Origin of the sequence: Facklamia sp. P13064 (assembly GCF_050409425.1) — a bacterium.
In the GTDB taxonomy this organism is placed as follows: Bacteria; Bacillota; Bacilli; order Lactobacillales; family Aerococcaceae; genus Facklamia.
In genome coordinates, this window is record NZ_JBNUPM010000006.1 from 19,284 (window position 1) to 40,134 (window position 20,851).

The 20,851-nt window shown below is 37.3% G+C and carries 17 protein-coding genes; 15 read left to right on the top strand and 2 right to left on the bottom strand.

Annotated elements, in window-relative coordinates:
* Nucleotides 1-28 precede the first annotated feature (28 nt).
* The gene (gene trhA / locus ACQV2S_RS03695) at nucleotides 29-700 is read right to left on the bottom strand and encodes a PAQR family membrane homeostasis protein TrhA (RefSeq protein ID WP_428885039.1); all 672 of its coding nucleotides are present in this window, start codon (nucleotides 698-700) and stop codon (nucleotides 29-31) included.
* Nucleotides 701-887: 187 nt separating this feature from the next.
* Here trhA and ACQV2S_RS03700 point away from each other — a divergent pair, with 187 nt between their 5' ends.
* The 12 genes from ACQV2S_RS03700 (at nucleotide 888) to ACQV2S_RS03755 (ending at nucleotide 12,740) form a co-directional block, all read left to right on the top strand.
* Nucleotides 888-1,106, top strand: coding sequence for a YozE family protein (locus ACQV2S_RS03700; RefSeq protein WP_428873423.1), 219 nt, complete (start codon nucleotides 888-890; stop codon nucleotides 1,104-1,106).
* Nucleotides 1,107-1,118: 12 nt separating this feature from the next.
* A complete protein-coding gene (gene deoD / locus ACQV2S_RS03705) occupies nucleotides 1,119-1,832 on the top strand; it encodes a purine-nucleoside phosphorylase (RefSeq protein WP_428873422.1) in 714 nt (237 codons plus the stop codon).
* 23 nt (nucleotides 1,833-1,855) lie between these two features.
* Nucleotides 1,856-3,337: a S41 family peptidase gene (locus ACQV2S_RS03710; protein WP_428885040.1), complete on the top strand. Its 1,482-nt coding sequence runs from the start codon at nucleotides 1,856-1,858 to the stop codon at nucleotides 3,335-3,337.
* 1 nt (nucleotide 3,338) lies between these two features.
* Nucleotides 3,339-3,911 carry a signal peptidase I gene (gene lepB, locus ACQV2S_RS03715; protein ID WP_428881771.1) on the top strand — a complete coding sequence of 191 codons (573 nt, stop codon included), beginning with the start codon at nucleotides 3,339-3,341 and terminating at the stop codon, nucleotides 3,909-3,911.
* A 26-nt stretch (nucleotides 3,912-3,937) separates the two neighbouring features.
* Entirely contained in the window at nucleotides 3,938-4,804 is an 867-nt protein-coding gene (ylqF, locus tag ACQV2S_RS03720) for a ribosome biogenesis GTPase YlqF (RefSeq protein ID WP_428873418.1), read from the top strand.
* The gene (locus ACQV2S_RS03725; protein ID WP_428873417.1) at nucleotides 4,788-5,573 is read left to right on the top strand and encodes a ribonuclease HII; all 786 of its coding nucleotides are present in this window, start codon (nucleotides 4,788-4,790) and stop codon (nucleotides 5,571-5,573) included. Before ylqF ends, ACQV2S_RS03725 begins: the two co-directional genes overlap by 17 nt.
* A gap of 138 nt (nucleotides 5,574-5,711) precedes the next feature.
* Complete coding sequence (gene dprA, locus ACQV2S_RS03730) at nucleotides 5,712-6,578, top strand: DNA-processing protein DprA (RefSeq protein ID WP_428876254.1); 867 nt, start codon at nucleotides 5,712-5,714, stop codon at nucleotides 6,576-6,578.
* 90 nt (nucleotides 6,579-6,668) lie between these two features.
* Entirely contained in the window at nucleotides 6,669-8,729 is a 2,061-nt protein-coding gene (gene topA / locus ACQV2S_RS03735) for a type I DNA topoisomerase (protein ID WP_428873415.1), read from the top strand.
* A gap of 209 nt (nucleotides 8,730-8,938) precedes the next feature.
* Nucleotides 8,939-9,871, top strand: coding sequence for a tyrosine recombinase XerC (gene xerC / locus ACQV2S_RS03740; RefSeq protein WP_428873414.1), 933 nt, complete (start codon nucleotides 8,939-8,941; stop codon nucleotides 9,869-9,871).
* Nucleotides 9,872-10,402, top strand: a complete 531-nt coding sequence (gene hslV / locus ACQV2S_RS03745) for an ATP-dependent protease subunit HslV (protein WP_428873413.1) — start codon at nucleotides 9,872-9,874, stop codon at nucleotides 10,400-10,402.
* Between the two features lie 20 nt (nucleotides 10,403-10,422).
* Entirely contained in the window at nucleotides 10,423-11,829 is a 1,407-nt protein-coding gene (gene hslU / locus ACQV2S_RS03750) for an ATP-dependent protease ATPase subunit HslU (RefSeq protein ID WP_428876253.1), read from the top strand.
* A 17-nt stretch (nucleotides 11,830-11,846) separates the two neighbouring features.
* A complete protein-coding gene (locus tag ACQV2S_RS03755) occupies nucleotides 11,847-12,740 on the top strand; it encodes an aldose 1-epimerase family protein (protein WP_428873411.1) in 894 nt (297 codons plus the stop codon).
* 48 nt (nucleotides 12,741-12,788) lie between these two features.
* Here the strand turns inward: ACQV2S_RS03755 and plsY are convergent, their stop codons facing one another.
* The gene (plsY, locus tag ACQV2S_RS03760) at nucleotides 12,789-13,397 is read right to left on the bottom strand and encodes a glycerol-3-phosphate 1-O-acyltransferase PlsY (RefSeq protein ID WP_428873410.1); all 609 of its coding nucleotides are present in this window, start codon (nucleotides 13,395-13,397) and stop codon (nucleotides 12,789-12,791) included.
* Between the two features lie 267 nt (nucleotides 13,398-13,664).
* Here plsY and parE point away from each other — a divergent pair, with 267 nt between their 5' ends.
* From parE to pflB, 3 genes are all read left to right on the top strand, one after another.
* Entirely contained in the window at nucleotides 13,665-15,818 is a 2,154-nt protein-coding gene (gene parE / locus ACQV2S_RS03765) for a DNA topoisomerase IV subunit B (protein ID WP_428881772.1), read from the top strand.
* On the top strand, nucleotides 15,818-18,292 hold the full coding sequence (gene parC, locus ACQV2S_RS03770; protein ID WP_428885041.1) for a DNA topoisomerase IV subunit A: 2,475 nt from the start codon (nucleotides 15,818-15,820) through the stop codon (nucleotides 18,290-18,292). Before parE ends, parC begins: the two co-directional genes overlap by 1 nt.
* A 284-nt stretch (nucleotides 18,293-18,576) precedes the next feature.
* Entirely contained in the window at nucleotides 18,577-20,832 is a 2,256-nt protein-coding gene (gene pflB, locus ACQV2S_RS03775) for a formate C-acetyltransferase (protein WP_428873407.1), read from the top strand.
* Nucleotides 20,833-20,851 lie beyond the last annotated feature (19 nt).

Genomic DNA, 20,851 nt, shown 5'->3' on the forward strand with positions numbered 1-20,851 from the left:
ATGAGAGATGGATTTTATTGATTGAAGTTTATAGGTATTGAAAAATTGAGTAAAACATTAAACCTGCTCCTAAAATAACAAAGAGGTGCCAAATAACGTGCATCCAGCGATTAGATTTCATAGAATAAAATATCGTACCGAGAGAATAGGCGACCCCACCTAGAGCCAGATAAATTATTCCCCAAAGGTCTATTGATTTAAAGAGGGGATAAATAATTAATAGGCACAGCCATCCTAATGCTAAATAAAGATAGGTCGATAACTTTGGAAAACAGTCGATAGCAAAGACTTCAAATACAATCCCTGCTATTGCCAACATCCAGATGAGAGCAAGAAAGAGATAAGCCAAGTGATTATTAAGAGCTATCATGAGATAGGGAGTATAAGTTCCGGCAATTAATAAATAGATCGCTGAATGGTCCAGTTTTTGTAAAACACGTCGATATTTACTGTGGGAAAAAGAATGGTAGAGGGTTGAATTAGTAAAAAGAGCCACCAAAGAAAAGCCATAAACGATATAGGCAATCATATCGATGCTGGATCTTTGAGCTAATCCTTTTTTAATGAGTATATAAGTCCCAAGCAAAGATAAAGCAGCAGCGATTCCATGAGTGATAGCATTCCAAGTTTCGACTTGTTTGAATGAATGACTACTTCTAGATGGAGTCATTGTCGGATTGGACGAAGATGAATTAAACATTTAATCGGCTCCTTCTTTTATACTAATTCAATTATACTTAAGTTAGGGTTTAGATGAAAGAAAAGTCGGTTTATGGAATAATTGATTTATTTATTAGGATTACAAATGCTATAATAAAAATAATTCCACGAAACCCAGAGCATTTAACTTTATCAAAGAATGATCTTTAAAGAATAGGAGGTCTAGGATGGGACCTAGTTTTTATGAATTTATAATGCGATATGCTGATGAAGCGGCCAATGATCCCATGAGTCGCTTAGCTAATGCAGTCAGTAACGACATTGCTTTTCCCAAGCAAAGTCATGATTTTCAAGAAATATCTGATTATTTAGAAAAAAATAGTCACTATTCAAGACTATTAAGTATTTTTGATGATGCCTGGCACCAATATCAATATGCAATTTAAAGGAGAGATTTAATGAGTACACATATTCAAGCCCACTATGGGCAAATAGCCCCGATAGTTCTGTTTCCCGGTGATCCCTTAAGAGCAAAATATATTGCTGACCAATTTTTAGAAAATGTTATTCAATATAACGAAGTGCGCAATATGTTTGGCTACACAGGAGATTACCACGGTATAAAAGTATCGGTTCAAGGATCTGGAATGGGGATGCCATCAGCTATGATCTATGCAGAGGAACTTTACCGTGACTATGATGTGCAAACAATTATTCGGGTAGGATCTGCCGGTGGTATGCAAGAAAATGTTAAAGTTAGAGACATAGTCTTAGCCCAAGGAGCTACAACCGATTCTTCAGCTTTGAGTAATATTTTTAAAGGACAAGTTTCCTATGCTGCACTTGCTGATTTTCAAAGTCTTGATCACGCTTATCATTTGGCACAAACAAAAGTAGGAGACCGGGTTCATGTAGGGAATGTACTTTCTAGCGATCGTTTTTATAATGATGAGTTAGATAAAGAAAAATTAGCTCAATATGGTGTTCTAGCAGTTGAAATGGAAGCAGCCGGACTTTATGCCGTGGCAGCAAAATATCAGCGCAGAGCTTTAGCTATTTGTACGATTTCTGACCATCTATTAACTGGTGAAGAGACAACCGCTCAAGAGCGTGAACAAACCTTTACAGACATGATGGAAATAGCTTTAGAAACAGCTTTAAAATTGGATTAAACAATAGAAAGAAGGGAGATGAAATGATTTTTAAATGCAAATTTATCAAGAAGCAAAAAAACAACTTTCTTCAGTGGACTCAAGATAAATGGCTTTGCCTTTTTTTAATCTTTTCGCTTTTTGCTTTGGTTATGAATTATAAAGCGCTTCCGATTTCAGCTATGGGAAAGCTATTTGGCAGTCCTTCAGTTGAAAAAGAAGATCAATTAACCAAAGAAGATTTAGCGATTATCCAAGAAGTTTATAATTCTTTACAAATCAATTATATTGAGGAATTAGATAAAGAAAAGCTTTTAGAAGGAGCTCTAAAAGGCATGGTGGATGCGGTGGATGATCCCTATTCTGAATTTTTAAACCCTACTGAAATAACGCCTTTTGATGATTCTCTGGAAGGATCCTTCACCGGTATAGGGGTTCAATTTATGTTAAAAGATAGTTTGCCTACGGTTATAGCTCCGATTGACGGAACTCCCGCTGCAAAAGCAGGTATCAAAGCCAATGATATTATTCTAAAAGCCGATGATGTGGATCTTCAGGGATTAGACACCAGTGAAATCGTGCAAAAGATTCGTGGACCCTTGGGGTCTGAGATCACTTTAACGATCAAGAGAGGTCAATCAACCTTTGAAGTAACTATGATTCGAGAAGAAATTCCTCTTACTACGGTCGACTATGAACAAGATGATAAATATGACCAAGTGGGAGTCGTTAAAGTGAGCCAATTTGCTTCATCAACTTATGAGGAAATGGTATCGGCCGTTAAAGACTTACGGTCAAAAGGTGTCGATCGCTTTATTTTTGATTTCCGCTATAATCCTGGAGGAATGTTGGAAACAGCTTTACAAGTTAGTAATATGTTCTTAGATGATGATCAAGTCATTATGCAAACAGATGATCGTCTGAGTGAGCCGTTTGAGTATGTGGCTTCTGACGAGCGCTATGGTGATTTTCAAATTACAGAGCCTTATGTATTATTAATCGATGAAGGCTCGGCTTCAGCTAGTGAAATATTAGCTGCTGCCATTAAAGAAAATACGGATGCCCCTGTGATCGGGGTGACTTCTTTCGGAAAAGGGACGGTTCAAAGAATGATTTCAGAATCCTCATATGGGGAATTAAAATTAACCGTAGCAAAATGGCTTACACCTAGTGGGGGGTGGATTCATGAGAAAGGAATCGAACCTGATCAAGTGGTAGAAGCACCAGAAGTCGCTAATACGATTGTGTTAAATCAAGAAGAAGATTTAAAAATAGGCGATGCTTCCGAATACGTTCAATCAGCTAGTTTAATGTTACAAGCATTGGGTTATCAAGAGGAAAAAACGGCTTATTTTAGTCCTGAAATGGAAGAAGCTGTAAGGAACTTTCAAAAGGACTTTAAGCTAGAAGTAAACGGTGTTATTGACTCAGCAACCAGTGACAAATTGGTTGAAGAAACGCGAGCTTATTTAGAAGCAGAAGACCCACAATATCAAGCAGCTATCGAGGTCTTATTAGGAGAATAAGATGGGGAAATTTTTTAAAACAATTCTAATAGAGTTCGTAAATATCATTTTTGTGATTCTTGCTGCTTTGTTTCTCTTTTTAGCTGTACGTAACTATCTTGCACAGCCCTTTCAAGTTGAAGGTAAATCAATGAATCCCACTCTTTATCAAGCAGACCATTTGATAATGTGGAAACAATTTGATTTAGACCGTTTTGACATTATTGTCTTTCCTGATCCTATGGGTTCTGGCAGAACCTATGTGAAGCGTTTAATTGGCCTTCCAGGAGATTCGATTGTAGTAAGAGAAGATCAGTTATTCATCAATGATCAGTTGATTGAAGAACCTTATTTGGAGCCGGCCAAATCTAATATGGAGACAAATTATACTGAAGACTTCACTCTGTGGGAAATAACAGGTGATTCGCTTATTCCAGAAGGTAAAGTTTTTGTGATGGGTGATAACCGACCTGGTTCAGGAGACAGTCGCCAATTTGGTTATGTCGATATTGATGAAATTGAAGGAGAAGCTAACTTTATTTATTATCCTCTTGATCGAATAGGAAAAGTAGGTAAACTGCAAGCTATAGAATAAAGAGTCTATTAAAAAGGAGGGATAAATTGAATCAGATTCAGTGGTTTCCAGGCCATATGGCAAAGGCTAAAAGGGAAGCAAAGGAAAAACTTAATTTAGTGGATTTAGTAATTGAATTGGCAGATGCTCGCATACCTGAATCCAGCCGTAATCCTGTGATTACAGAAATTATTAATCAGAAACCTTCAATTCTGGCTTTAAATAAAGCAGATTTAGCTGACCCCAATTTAACTAAACATTGGATTCAACACTATCAAGAACAAGGTCAAATTGCTTTAGCAATTGATGCTCAGCATCAATTGGGTTTGAATGAACTTAAGAAGGCCTGCAAAGACTTAATGGTAGATTTTTTTGCCAAACAAAAAGCTAAAGGGGTAAAACCTAGAGCGATTCGTCTGATGATTTTAGGCATCCCCAATGTCGGCAAGTCAACGCTCATTAACCGCTTTGTCGGAAAAAATCAAGCACAAACTGGCAATAAACCAGGGGTTACTAAAGCGCAGCGGTGGCTAAAAATTGGGAAAGAGTTTGAATTACTAGATACGCCTGGTATCTTATGGCCTAAGTTTGAAGATCCCTTGACGGGTTATCACTTAGCCTTAACCGGAGCCATTAAAGACCAATTAGTCGAAATGCAGGAGCTATCTTTAGTGTTGATCGGTCATTTAGAACAATTTTACCCTGGTTTATTAAAAGAATTTTATCATTTAGAAGACTATCATCAAGAGATGGCTGCGGCTGAAATTTTAACTAGTTTGACACAGACATTAAAACTGGATCAAGACTATACCCAAGCAGCTGAGCGATTAATATTTGATTTTCGTCAACATAAATTGGGTTCGATTACACTCGATCGTCCGATTGAGAGGGTTAACATTGAAACAAACCATTAAAGAAATCAAAGCGCAGCTAAAAACAATTGAAGACCTTGAAGATGTTTACCTCAATCAATTAAAAGAGGATCCTAGAAAAGGAGTTCAAGAGCTAGTAAGACGTCATAAACGAGTGTTAATTGCTTATAACCAACGTTATCAAGCTTATCAAAAACGCCTAGACTTTGATCGCCAATTATTGGATGCTAACCAGTCTTTTGTGCTTGCAGGAGTTGATGAAGTGGGGAGAGGTCCGATAGCTGGTCCAGTAGTAGCAGCGGCAGTTATTTTACCTCAAGATACCAGTGATTGGGTGGACGTCAATGATTCGAAAACCTTAACGCATCAAAAGCGTTCAGACTTAGCTGAAATGATAAAACAACAAGCTAAAGCTTATGCCATCACAAGCGTATCTCCTCAAGCGATTGATCGCATTAATATTTATGAGGCCAGTCGTATGGCCATGAAAGAAGCTGTTCTAAAGCTCAACAAAGCAGTGGATTTTGTTGTCGTAGACGCCATGAAATTAGATTTACAGATTCAACAAAAAGCAGTGGTGAAAGGTGATCAACGCTCACTTTCCATAGCTGCTGCTTCTATTATTGCCAAGGTCCATCGTGACCAGCTGATGGTGGATTATGCAAGATGGTATCCAGAATATGGTTTTGACCAGCACATGGGCTATCCAACTAAGAAACATCTGGTTGCGTTAGAACAATACGGCTACACGGCTATTCATAGACAATCCTTTAGTCCTGTTCAAAAAATTAATAAATTCTATGGTTCGTAAGTTGGCCAAAATTTTAAAGAGCAAGTATTGAAAAATATTTGCTCTTTTGTATGTCTTAAAGCTTTTAATGAGGATCGCAGAGCACTTATGGCCTAATTACTTTGTATCTTAAGGGTAAAAGCTTAAGGAGTGTAGGCCATGATAAAAAGAGAGTTAATCTATTTACAGATGAAAGGCGTTAAATACCGTCATTTGTGGCATTATTTTAAAGTTAGACAAAATCTCTCTCGTCAAGCAAGTGTTCATTATTTACTTATTAATAACATGTGGTCATTTAAGGAAGAGGCACTCTTCAAGGATTGGGAAAGTTGTCAAGAGATTCTAACTAATTTAGAAAAGCAAGCGATTCTCTTTGGTGAAAAATCCTATCCCTATCGCTGGCTTCAGCTTCCCCAACCACCTATTTTGTTTTTTTATAGAGGAGATCTTAACCTTTTAAATCGACCTTTAGTTGCGATTGTTGGATCTAGAAAACTATCGGCTTATGGAAAAAAAAGCGCACAAAAAATTAGCAAGGCACTAACTAAAGCGAGCTTTGTGATTGTTTCAGGTTTGGCTAAAGGAGCGGATTTTATTTCGCATAAGGCTTGTATGAGTGAAAAAGAAGGGAGAACCATCGCTATTGTTGCCAATGGCTTTGAGCATTATTATCCCAAAGAACATCATCAGCTCCAAGAACAAATAGCAAGCAGTCATTTGTTATTAAGTGAGTACCTACCCCATCAAGCTATTCGAAAGTATCAATTTATTGCAAGAAATCGTTTGGTGGCTGGACTATGCCCCGTAGTGATTGTCATTCAAGCAGCCAAGAAATCGGGCTCATTAATTACTGCTAATTATGCCTTGGAATATAATAGTCAAATTTATGCTTTACCTGGACCCATCGATGACCCGCAATCTTATGGATGCAATCACTTAATACAAGCAGGGGCAAGACCGATTGTCGATTTGGACCAATTAATAGAAGAGATAGCTCTAGATTATCAACGGCAAAAGATAAAATAAAGAGTATTCATTGACATAATTGAAAGTTTAGCATAAGATTGTTACGATTTTGCATGTGAGCAAAGGAATAAGAAAGGGAGTGATTGTTACTTGGCCTATAAATATCTCGTCATAGTCGAATCACCAACCAAAGCCAAAACCATTGATAAATATTTAGGCAAAAATTATAAAGTCGTTGCTTCAAAAGGTCATCTCAGAGATCTACCGAAATCACGAATGGGCATTGACTTAGAAAATAATTTTGAACCGCATTATATTTCAATTAGGGGCAGAGGCGATACCATTAAGGAGCTTAGAAAATTAGCCAATAAGGCTGAAAAAGTCTATTTAGCAAGTGACCCGGACCGTGAAGGAGAAGCAATTGCTTGGCATCTTTCCTATCTATTAAAATTAGATCCGCAAGCGGCTAACCGTGTAGTATTTAATGAGATTACTAAAGAATCGGTTAAAGAAGCATTTAAGCAACCACGACAAATCGATCAAGACTTAGTGGATTCTCAACAAGCAAGAAGAATTTTAGACCGAATAGTGGGTTATTCTATCTCACCTTTATTATGGAAGAAGATTAAAGGTGGTTTATCAGCAGGGCGTGTTCAATCGACCACTTTAAAACTAATTATTGACCGTGAAAAGAAAATCCGCCAATTTAAACCAGAAGAATATTGGAAAATTCCAGCGAACTTTAAAAAAGGACGGTCGAAATTTGAAGCAGAATTCTATGGACTAGACGGTAAAAAAACTGAGCTCAAGAATAAAGAGCAAGTTGATCAAGTTATGAAACGTCTTGACCTTAAAGGTGAATTTAATATTCAATCAATTACTGAAAAAGAACGTTTTCGTAAGCCCAATGCACCGTTTACTACCTCTACCTTGCAGCAAGATGCTGCCAATCGTTTGAATTTCCGTACCGGCAAAACCATGATGATTGCTCAGCAGCTTTATGAAGGCATATCTATTCGTCGTAATACCATCGGCTTGATTACTTATATGCGTACCGATTCGACTCGAATTTCACCAACAGCCAAAAAGATGGCAGGAGATTTTATTAAAGATACCTATGGTGAGCAGTATTTGGGAGCAGGACATAAGGTCAATAATAAAGCAGGGGCTCAGGATGCTCATGAAGCTATACGTCCCTCAAATGTCAGTTTAACACCCGAATCGATTAAAGATTCATTAACTAAGGACCAATTCCGTCTCTATGCTTTAATATGGGCACGCTTTGTGGCTTCACAAATGTCAAATGCCGTCTATGATACAATTAAAGCAGATATCATTCAAAATGATGTTCTCTTTCGTGCGAATGGTTCACGCATTAAATTTGAAGGCTTCTTGAAAGTTTATCCAAGTAAATCAGATAAAGATAACTATCTGCCAGCTTTGAAAGAAGGAGATGCAGTTACAGCTGAAAAGATTGATCCAAGTCAGCATTTTACTCAACCACCAGCACGCTATAATGAAGCCAGCCTAGTTAAAATGCTTGAAGAGTTGGGGATTGGGCGACCTTCCACTTACGCACCAACCTTAGAAACCTTGCGTAAACGCTACTATGTTAAAATGGAAGCTAAACGTTTTACGCCGACAGAACTAGGAGAAATTGTCAATGACATGATGGAAATTTACTTTCCAGATATTGTTGATTCTGAATTTACAGCTGGGATGGAAAATAAACTTGACCAAATCGAGGAAAATAAAGTAGAATGGCAGAAAGTTCTGAATGACTTTTATCAGATTTTCGCTAAAGATTTAGACAAGGCAGAAGAAGAGATGGAAAAAATTGAGATAAAAAATGAACCAGCTGGTTTTGACTGCCCAGAGTGTGGCAATCCAATGGTCATCAAAATTGGTCGCTATGGTAAGTTTTATGCCTGCTCCAATTTTCCAGAATGCCGTCATACTGAAGCCATCGTCAAAGAAATTGGTGTAAAATGTCCTACATGCAAAGAGGGCGAAATTATCGAAAGAAAATCGAAGAAGAACCGGATATTTTATGGGTGTTCAAGATATCCAGAATGTGAATTCGTTTCTTGGGACAAACCAATCGGTCGTAATTGTCCAAAATGTAATGAGTATCTTATCGAAAAGAAATCTCGTAAAGGCAAGCAAGTTCAATGTTCTTCTTGTGATTATACTGAAGCCATAGAAAGCTAAGCGAATTTTAAAAAAACTTCTTTAATTCAATCAATTTAGCTAAAACCGAATGCTTCACAGTTTTGTGAGTGTTCGGTTTTTTATCTATTTAGCAATATTAACTGAACTATAAAATTTACTTTTAGCCTGCATTTTGAATATGGCGCTTAATTGGCTATGAATTCAAAGAAAAGGTATAATAAAAAAAGAGGAAATTGAGGTGATAAATGATGCAGGATAAGATTATTAATTTTTTGAATTATTTATTGAACGAACGTCGTTATTCTCAACATACAGTCATCGCCTACCAAAGAGATCTGAACCAATTCTGGCTTTTTATTAAAAGTTCAGGAGAAGTTAGCTTAGAGCAAATTTCCTATCAAGATTTAAGGCTTTATTTAGCCTATCTAAACGAACGCTCGCTTAATCCCAAAACGATTGCCAGAAAATTATCCTCTTTACGTTCTTTTTTTAATTATTGTTTGCGTCGGCATTGGATTGACCAAGATCCAATGGAGTTAATTACTTATAAAGCAAAAGAGACTCATTTACCCTCTTTTTTCTATGAAAATGAAATTGAAAGTCTCATTAAAGTAGCTAAAACTAGTCTTTTAGATTATCCCAAGCGAAATCTCGCTATCCTTGAATTGATGTATGCAACGGGTATCCGCGTTTCAGAATGCTGTCAGATAAGACTAGACCAACTTGATTTTTCCTTGCAAATTCTACGTGTGTTCGGCAAGGGGAATAAGGAACGAATTGTCCCTTTTGGAGATCCAGCTATGCGAGCTTTAAAAGATTATATTGAAACGGAGCGTAAAGAGTTATTAAGTAAATGGTCCATGCAGAATCAAAGAAATAATGATATATTATTCTTATCGGAAAAAGGGAAAGCAATTAACCCTGATCAAGTGCGCCATATTTTGCAAAAAATAGTAGAAGAAAGTCAGCTTAATTTAAAGATTAATCCCCATAAATTGAGACATTCTTATGCGACCCATCTATTAAATCGTGGGGCAGATTTACGTTCCGTTCAAGAACTCCTAGGCCATGAGAATTTATCTTCTACACAAATATATACCCATATAACCGGCGATAAAATGCGATCAGAATACTTAAAAGCTCATCCGAGAGCTCGTAGAAAGAAGCAGGAGGAAGAATAAATGACAACAATATGTGCAGTTAAAAAAGATAATAAATTAGCAATGGCGGGAGATGGTCAAGTCACAATGGGAGAAACGGTCATTATGAAAGGTGGTGCCCGCAAGCTTCGTAGAATTTTTAACGATCAAGTGGTTATTGGATTTGCCGGAGGAGTTGCTGATGCTATTACCTTGTCAGAAATGTTTGAAACGAAGTTACAAGCCCATCAAGGCCAATTAACTCGAGCAGCTGTAGAAGTAGCCAAACAATGGCGGACAGATCGCTCTTTACAAAAGTTAGAAGCCCTTTTAATCGTTATGAATAAAGAAAGTCTCTTATTAGTATCCGGCACGGGAGAAGTTATCGAACCGGATGACGGTATTTTAACCATCGGTTCGGGGGGCAATTATGCCTTGGCAGCAGCTAGAGCCATGCTTAGAACAAGTGAGCAATTAAGTGCAAAAGAGATCGTTTCTCAAGCCCTAGAAATTGCTGCTGAAATTGATGTTTATACTAATAAACAAATCATGGTCGAAAGTTTTGAATCCTAGATTTAAAGGAGAATGTAAGAATGGAATTAAGTCCCAGACAATTAGTTGCAGAATTAGATAAATATATCATTGGTCAAGCAGAAGCCAAACGTTCAATAGCCGTTGCTATTCGAAATAGACAAAGACGGTTACGCCTTGAAGCTGAAATGCAAGATGAAGTAAAACCTAAAAATTTATTAATGATTGGTCCAACCGGAGTTGGAAAAACAGAAATTGCTAGACGTCTAGCCAAGATTATTAAGGCCCCTTTTTTAAAGGTGGAGGCCACTAAGTATACCGAAGTTGGTTATGTTGGTCGTGATGTAGAATCAATGGTCAGAGACTTGGTAGAGCAAGCAATTCGTATCGTTCGTGATGAAATGCGCCAAGAGGTTGAAGATGAAGCACGTGAAAAAGCAATTGATCGAATTGCTAAAGCACTAGTCCCTGGTAAGAAGAAAAAGAAGGAAGTAAAAAAAGATCCTAACAATGCCGGTGGCTTCGTCTTGCCAGATATGGAAGCTTTTATGCGCCAAATGCGTGGTGAAGTAGAAGCAGAAAAAGAAGAAGTGACGGAAGAAGTGGCTTCCAACCGTCGTCATATTCGCCAGCAAATTCGTGAGGGTGTGTTGGATAAACAAGAAGTGACTATTGAAATGGAAGAAAAGAAACTACAGTTAAACTCACTTAATCCTGCTATGGAGCAAATGATGGATATGCAAGAATCCCTCAACGCTTTAAGACCTAAGAAAATGATTCAGCGTACAGTGACTGTCAAAGAAGCGCTTAAGTTATTAACAGTAGACGAAGCAGACAAATTGGTAAACGAAGAGGATATTCATCAAAAAGGCTTAAAACTAGCTGAGAAAAACGGTATTATTTTTATTGATGAGTTAGATAAAATTGCCTCTTCAAGTAATCAATCGGGAGAAGTTTCAAGACAGGGTGTTCAGCGTGATATTTTACCAATCGTTGAAGGTAGTCAAATTCAAACCAAATACGGTATTATAAAGTCTGATCATATTCTCTTTGTGGGATCAGGTGCTTTCCATGTTGCTAAACCTTCTGATTTAATTCCAGAGTTACAAGGACGCTTTCCCATTCGAGTCAATCTTCAGGACTTAACCGCTGACGATTTTGTTAAAATTCTAACCGAACCTAAAAATGCCTTACTTATCCAATATCAGGCCCTTTTAGCTACTGAAGAGGTGACCGTTAACTTTAGCGATGAAGCAGTTCAGAAAATGGCCTACTATGCGGAAACCTTAAACCGCAATACAGATAATATTGGAGCAAGACGCCTACATACGATTATTGAGACAGTTTTAGAAGATTTATTATTTGAAGCAGCAGACACACCAATGGTAATTGAAATTACTGAAAAATACGTCGATGATAAATTAGCAGATAAGGTTGAGAATCAAGATCTTAGCCACTATATCTTATAAAGAAATGGGTGAAGCCTATGGTAACCATTCAAAATAGTTTTTTAAAAGTGGAGATAACTGAGAATGGGGCAGAAGTCCAGTCAATTACTGATCTAAAGACAGACTATGAATTTCTCTGGCAAGCAGACCCTTTCTATTGGTCTCGCAGTGCCCCCATCCTTTTTCCCATCGTTGGGCGCCTACAGGATGATCAGTATCTTTATGGTGGAAAATTCTACCAAATGAGTCGCCATGGGTTTGCTAGAGATTATACCTTTACTGTTCAAAGTCAAACCGAATCTTCTGCAAGCTTTTACTTAAAAAACAATAAAAACACGCTAGAATCATATCCCTTTGAATTTTCGCTTCAGGTTAATTATGTTTTATATGATCATAAGTTAACAATTACTTTTGAAGTTTATAATCCTTCACTTGAAAAACCTTTATATTATTCAGTGGGTTATCATCCGGCCTTTAATCTCCCACATACAGTAGGAAGAAATTATCCGGAATTCAATCAAGTAAGTTACCAATTAAATCCAGAAGGGTATTATTATCTCTTACAAACTAATAATGATGGCCTAGTCAACTTAGAAAGAGCTAAGTATACAGAAGTGATTAATCAAAAGCTGCGTCACAAACAATTTAGAAATGATGCCTTAATCTATCAAGTGAGTGAAAAAGCTGAACTTATCTTAATGGATGCTATCAATGATGTTGAAATTAAATTTCGTTCTATTGGCTTTGACTATGTTGCTTTATGGTCTCCTTATCCTAAGCGAGCTCCTTTCTTAGCCGTAGAAGCATGGTCTGGCTTACCGGATATTGCCAATGAGCCTGAGCTATTTAAGCATAAACGGGGAATTCATAGTTTAGCCCCCCAATCCATCAGTACTCATGATTTGACGATGGAATTTTTCAAGGGTGAATAAAATTAAAAAGATAAAAATAGCTAAGGAAAATGCCTTAGCTATTTTAATTTATTTTTTTCTAGGATTTAAACCGAAGGTCACTCGACTTTCTTCTCCTTTAAGCAGTCTTTGAATATTCTCTCGATGACGATAGACCATCAAAACAGCCATAAAGGCAAAGCCCCAAGAATATACTAAAGGTTCTCGTAGAATAATCCAAATAGCGACCAGCAAAAAAGAGGTCATGGCAGCAATACTCACAATTGATGTCAATAAGAGAATGGTTATAAAGAGAGCGACCATGGCTAAAGCAATATAAAAGTTAAATGCCAATAGTACACCTACCGATGTCGCAACGATTTTTCCGCCACGGAATTGACTGAAAATTGGATAGGCATGTCCCAGAACAGCAGCAATAGCCGTTAGCATAATAGCTAAATCACTATCCGAGCCTAAGAGCTGTTGGGCCATTAAAACTGGAAGATAGCCCTTTAAAATATCCACAATAATAACCACAATGGCTGCAATCGGTCCAAAATTTCTGCCGATATTCGTACCACCAGAATTGCCTGAACCGAGGGTCCGAACATCGATATTGTGGATATATTTTGAATACCAGACACCTGAGGGAATCGATCCCGCCAAGTATCCGACAATAATCATTAAGATAGCTAACATTTATTAACCTCCTAGTTTACTCTCTTCATTCTAACATGATTGAATAATTTTCACCAAGCGAATTTCTTAATTATAAAAATGCAATATTTTTGACTTTTAGGCATCAAAACAACTTTAAGTAAATCAAAAGTGTCAAAGCGGGATTTATTCTGCTATGATAATAGAGTTGGGAAATAGAGCCTTTATACTGAATAGATACTATCGTTAAAAGATTATTCAAAAAACGCATGACTATTTCTTATTAAATAACATTAAAAGGGTGAGAAAATGGCAAACAAAAATTCTAAAGTGAATTTAAGCAATTATAATGATGATGCCATTCAGATATTAGAAGGTCTAGAAGCCGTAAGAAAAAGACCGGGTATGTATATCGGATCGACTGATCAAAAGGGCCTTCACCATCTTATTTATGAAATTGTTGATAATTCTGTAGATGAAGCTCTATCAGGTTTTGCAAATCGAATTGTTGTGTCTTTAGAAGCAGATGGCTCGATTCGCATTACTGATAATGGCCGGGGCATGCCGATTGGTAGGCATGCTTCAGGGGTTCCTACGGTTCAAGTTATTTTCACTGTATTACATGCTGGTGGAAAGTTTGGCCAAGGTGGATATAAATCCGCTGGAGGGCTTCATGGAGTAGGAGCCTCGGTCGTAAATGCTTTATCTTCATGGTTGGAAGTGACGGTTATTCGAGAGGGATACCAATACCATATGCGGTTTGAAGAGGGCGGACGTCCTGCCAGCTCTTTAAAAAAGACTAAGCACAATAATCAATCAGACACTGGTACAAGTGTTCATTTTATGCCGGATGAAAAAATATTTGGATCTTCTGCCATTAACTATGAAACCATTTCCGAAAGGCTGAGAGAGTCAGCCTTCCTTTTAAAAGGAATTACCATTGAAATTCATGATCAAAGAAAAGACATTTCAGAGACTTTTCATTATGAAGATGGTTTACAAGATTTTATTCAATATCTTAATGAAGATAAAGAAGTCATGGGAAATGTGGTGGCTTTTTCAAGCCAATCAGAAGATTTTGAGATTGATTTTGCCATGCAGTATAATGATGGTTATTCAGAAACCATTCTTTCTTTTGCTAATAATGTTCGTACCAATGGTGGAGGCACGCATGAAACGGCCATGAAGACAGCTATTACCAAGGTATTTAATGACTACGGTCGTAAAATGAGTTTGATTAAAGAAAAGGATAAAAATTTAGAAGGGTCCGATATCCGGGAAGGACTGGCAGCCATTGTATCGGTTCGTATTCCTGAGCAATATCTACAATTTGAAGGACAGACGAAGGACAAATTAGGAAGTCCAAAGGCACGTACCATTGTTGAATCTTTTGTAACAGAGCACTTAGGTTATTATTTAGCAGAAAACGGTAATTGGGCGCAAACTATTTTAAGAAAAGCTTTAAAGGCTAGACAAACACGAGAAGCTGCTCGCAAAGCGCGTGAGGCTTCACGTTCTTCTAACTCTAATAAACAACAAGAACGCTTAATTTCAGGTAAGCTTACTAAGGCCCAGTCAAAAGATGCTTCAAAGAATGAACTTTATATCGTGGAGGGAGATTCGGCCGGTGGCTCAGCTAAATTAGGGCGTGATCGTAAATTTCAAGCCATATTGCCTTTAAGAGGTAAGGTCATCAACACTGAAAAAGCATCTTTAAGCGATATTATGAAAAATGAAGAAATTAATACCCTCATCTACACAATTGGTGCAGGGGTAGGGGCTGATTTTGATATTAAAGCTGCTAACTATGATAAAGTTGTCATTATGACGGATGCGGATACGGATGGTGCTCACATTCAAGTACTGCTTTTAACTTTCTTCTACCGCTATATGAAGCCATTGATTGAAGCAGGCAAGGTCTATTTGGCCATGCCGCCTCTATATAAGGTATCAAAGGGAAAAGGTAAGAATGAAAGAATCGAATACGCTTGGACAGATGAAGAACTACAAGCAAAAATTAAAGCAGTGGGACCAGGCTACATCTTACAACGTTATAAGGGGCTCGGAGAGATGAATGCGGATCAATTATGGCATACGACTATGAATCCTTCCTCACGCTTATTGATAAGAGTAACTCTTGACGATGATTCGTTATCCGAAAAGCGTTTATCGACTTTAATGGGTAGTAAAGTAGATCCTCGCCGTAAATGGATTGAAAAAAATGTTCAATTTACCATGGATGAAGAAGATTCTCTATTAAAAGAAAACACCCAAACCAACCACTCTCTAGCACAAGAAGACAAGGAAGCCTTGTTAGTGGCTAAAAACCCAGCTTCAAAAGCATCTGCGAAAACAAAAAATAAGCTATCAAAAAAAGAGCCGTCTACTGACCTTAATGAAAATCCAAGTAAGGATTTAGTGGATGAAAATGGACAAATTGATTTATTTGGAGGTGATTTATAATGACTGAACTAGAAAATAAAGGAGTCCAAGAATTAAATTTTTCATCGGTTATCGGTGATCGATTTGGTCGCTATTCCAAGTATATTATTCAAGATAGAGCGTTACCCGATATTCGCGATGGTTTAAAACCCGTTCAAAGACGTATTTTATATGCTATGTTTGCCGAAGGAAATACTGCTGAAAAAGCTTATCGCAAATCAGCCAAAACAGTGGGGAATGTGATCGGTAATTATCATCCACATGGAGATTCATCGGTTTATGAGGCCATGGTTCGTATGTCTCAAAGTTGGAAAAACCGCCAACCTTTGATCGACATGCACGGTAATAATGGTTCCATGGATGGCGACCCAGCTGCAGCAATGCGTTATACAGAAGCTAGGCTTTCAAGTATCGCCATGGAACTCTTAAGAGATATCCATTCTCAAACAGTCGATTGGATTCTGAACTTTGATGATACCATTGAAGAACCTCGTGTTTTACCCGCTCGCTTTCCTAATCTACTAGTGAATGGCGCAACCGGTATTTCAGCAGGTTATGCAACCGATATTCCTCCACACAACTTAGGGGAAGTCATTGACGCTTTAATTTATATGATTAAGCATCCCGATAAAATCAGTGTCGACCAGTTAATGAAGTATTTACCAGGACCAGATTTTCCAACGGGTGGTATTATCCAAGGTAAAGCGGGCATTAAAGAAGCCTATCAAACGGGTCAAGGTAAAGTTGTTATTCGATCTAAATTAGAAGTTGAAAAATTAAAGGGTGGTAAGTCTCAAATTGTTGTGAGTGAAGTACCCTATGACGTTAATAAAAGCAAACTTATTCAAAAATTAGATGAAATACGTCTTTCTAAAAAGCTAGAAGGGATTGCTGATGTTCGCGATGATTCAGATATTAATGGTGTTTCATTAGTCATTGAACTAAAAAGAGATGTAGAGGTCGAACCAATTCTTGCTTACCTCTATAAAAACACCGATTTACAAGTAAATTATCACTTCAATATGATAGCCATTCACGATCGTCGACCAGTCCTTTGTTCCTTAGAAAAAATGTTACAAGCTTACCTTGACCATCAAAAAGACATTATTCGTCGAAGAACTCAATTTCTTCTTAAGAAAGATCAAGACCGTCTTCATATTGTTGATGGCTTAATCCGAGTTATTTCTATTTTAGATGAAGTAATTACCACTATTCGCCAATCTGAAAACAAGGCCAATGCTAAAGATAATTTACACCAACAATATAATTTTTCAATGGCACAGGCTGAAGCAATTGTTTCCTTACAGTTATACCGTTTAACTAATACGGATATTGTAGGCCTACAACAAGAAAAATTTGAACTTAACGAAAGAATCCATATGTACGAGAATATCCTTTCTAATGCCAGTACTTTAGACAAGGTTTTGGTTAAGGAATTAAAGGAAATTAAGAAAAAGTTTAATAGTTTGAGAATGAGTCAATTAGAAGAGGAAGTGGAAGAAATTACCTTGGAAAAGACTCTTTTAATCCCACAAGAGCAAGTCTATGTGTCTGTGACTAAGGAAGGATACTTGAAACGTACTTCGGTTAGGTCATTTACGGCTTCCGATTCCACTGATTTAGGATCTAGAGATTTAGACTATCCATTATTTGTTCAAGAACTCTCGACTCATGATGCGATTGTGATTATCACATCTAAAGGTAATTATATTCATTTACCTGTTCACGAATTACCAGACATTCGTTGGAAAGATCTGGGTTTACATTGGTCTCAGCAATATCAATTAGATAAAGAGGAGTCCATCATTGCGGTGTTTGCGCAAAAAGCTTCGGACAATCCGAGTGAAGACCGAATTGTCATGATGACACAAGCAGGTCGCATTAAACAAACCCTCTTATCAGAATTCTCAACTTATCGATCCTATAAAACTCGGACAATGACTGCAATTAAATTGCAAGATGACCACGATCAATTAGTAGCAGCTCGATTAGCTAAAGCAGACAAGAACTATCAAATCGCCAGTATGACCCACCGCTCCTACGGTTTACGGTTTGATTTAGAACAAGTTTCAATTCAAGGACTAAAAGCACAAGGGGTCGTAGGTATGAAACTGAAAAAGGATGATTATCTTGTATCGATGCTCTTAATCGATCAAGCAGCTTCAAGACCACAAGTCTTCTTATTAACCAATCGAGGAAATCTTAAACGAATGGATAGTGAAGAACTGGCTAGTGCTAATCGCGCCAGTGTTGGAACGCTCATTCTAAAAGAAATAAAATCAAACCCCCATCGGATTTTAAAAGCTTTAGCCTTACAAAAAGGGAATATACCGATTATTATTCAAGGGGATACCGGTAAATCATTAGAGATGATGGCTTTTGATATCAATATTAGTAAACGCCAGAATAATGGCAGTCAGATTGTTGAGCTTGATCAACTAGGTAAGGTGATAGACATCCATCCTGCACGCTTGAAAATGTTAGATGAAGAATAAGATAAAAAACAAGTATCTGAACCAGATGCTTGTTTTTTATTTGCAAAATCAACAACTAAAACTCTGTGTACTAAAACAAAAAACAGAAAGCAAACAACTGTTATAATCTTATTGCTACAATGAGCACAGAATACACTCTATTATTTTGTTTTTTCTAACAAAACACTGATATGTAAAGCTTAACACTAATTATATAATTCACAATAACTGTTTACATTGAACTTTTATTGTGTTATATTATGGGTGTAGAAATTGTCGGATCATTTTAAAAAAGGAGAATTAAAATGGAAATTGCAAATAAAACCGAATTAAATAAAGCATGGGATGGCTTTCAAGGAAGCAAATGGCAAAAAGAAATCGATGTTCGTGATTTTATTCAAGAAAACTATGCTTTATATGAAGGGGATGAAAGTTTCCTAGCAGATGCTACACAAAATACAAAAGATCTTTGGGACCAAGTGATGGATCTTAATAAAAAAGAACGGGAAGCAGGTGGCGTTCTTGATATGGATACTAAAGTGGTTTCTTCTATCACTTCTCATCAAGCAGGTTATTTAGATAAAGACAAAGAAGCAGTCGTTGGTTTCCAAACAGATGCTCCTTTTAAACGTAGCTTACAACCTTACGGTGGAATTCGTATGTCTAAGAATTCCTTAGAAGCTTATGGCTATGAGTTAGATCCAGAAACAGAACATATCTTTACACAATATCGTAAAACTCATAACCAAGGTGTTTTTGATGTCTATACCCCAGAAATGCGCGCTGCTCGCCGCTCTGGTGTTATTACCGGTCTTCCTGATGCATATGGCCGTGGTCGTATTATTGGTGACTACCGTCGTGTAGCCTTATACGGGGTAGAGCGTTTGATGGAAGAAAAGCAAAAAGATTTTGCTAACATCGGAAATGGTACAATGGATAACGATGTGATTCAATTACGTGAAGAAGTTACTGAACAATACCGTGCTTTACAAGAATTAAAAGAATTAGGCGAAATTTATGGCTTTGATATTTCACGTCCAGCTGAGAATGCAAAAGAAGCTTTCCAATGGTTATACTTAGGCTATTTAGCTGCCGTTAAGCAACAAAATGGAGCGGCTATGTCATTAGGACGTACTTCTACTTTCTTAGATATTTATATCGAACGTGACCTAGCTAAGGGCACATTGACTGAAGTCGAAGCACAAGAGTTAGTTGATCATTTCGTGATGAAATTACGTTTGGTTAAATTTGCACGTACACCAGAATACAATGAATTATTCTCTGGTGACCCAACTTGGGTAACAGAATCAATCGCTGGTATAGGTTTAGATGGACGCCCACTTGTTACTAAGAACTCTTTCCGTTTCTTACATACCTTAACAAACTTAGGTCCGGCTCCGGAACCAAACCTAACAATTCTTTGGTCACCATCATTACCTCAAGCCTTTAAAGAATATGCAGCTAAAATGTCGATTATATCTTCTGCTATTCAGTATGAAAACGATGAGATCATGCGTCCAGAATATGGTGATGATTATGCGATCGCGTGTTGTGTGTCTGCTATGCGTGTAGGTAAACAAATGCAATTCTTTGGAGCGCGTGCTAACCTTGCTAAGACATTACTTTATGCCATTAATGGTGGGGTAGATGAAAAATCTAAAGCGCAAGTTGGCCCTCAATATGCGCCAATTACATCTGAATATTTAGATTACGATGAAGTTTTGGCTAAATATGATGATATGATGGAATGGATTGTTGAGTTATATGTAAATACTTTAAATATCATCCACTATATGCATGATAAGTATTCTTACGAATCATTAGAAATGGCTTTACACGATACAAAAGTTCTTCGTACAATGGCAACTGGTATTGCAGGCTTCTCAGTTGCAGTAGATTCTCTATCTGCAATTAAGTATGCTAAAGTTAAAACAATTCGTGATGAAAATGGTTTAGTGATTGACTACGAAATTGATGGAGATTTTCCTAAATATGGAAATAATGATGATCGTGCGGATCAAATTGCTGTAGAATTATTGAAGAACTTTATGACAAAAGTTCGTAAACATAAAACTTACCGTGATTCATTACAAACAACTTCAATTTTAACTATTACTTCAAACGTTGTTTATGGAAAGAAAACTGGTAATACACCGGACGGACGTCGTGCAGGAGAACCATTTGCACCAGGGGCTAACCCAATGCATGGTCGCGATACCCATGGTGCTTTAGCTTCTTTACTTTCTGTGGCTAAAGTACCTTATGAGTACGCTTTAGATGGTATTTCCAATACCTTCTCAATTATTCCTAAAGCGCTTGGTAAAGAAGAAGCCACTCAAAAAGCTAACCTAGCTAATATGTTAGATGGTTACTCGACAAGTGGTGGACATCACTTAAATGTCAACGTCTTTAACCGTGACACCTTATTAGATGCGATGGAACATCCTGAAGAGTATCCACAATTAACAATCCGTGTATCAGGTTATGCTGTAAACTTTATCAAGCTAACACGCGAACAACAATTAGACGTTATTAACCGTACAATGCACGCTTCAATGTAAACTTTAAACAATTAATTAA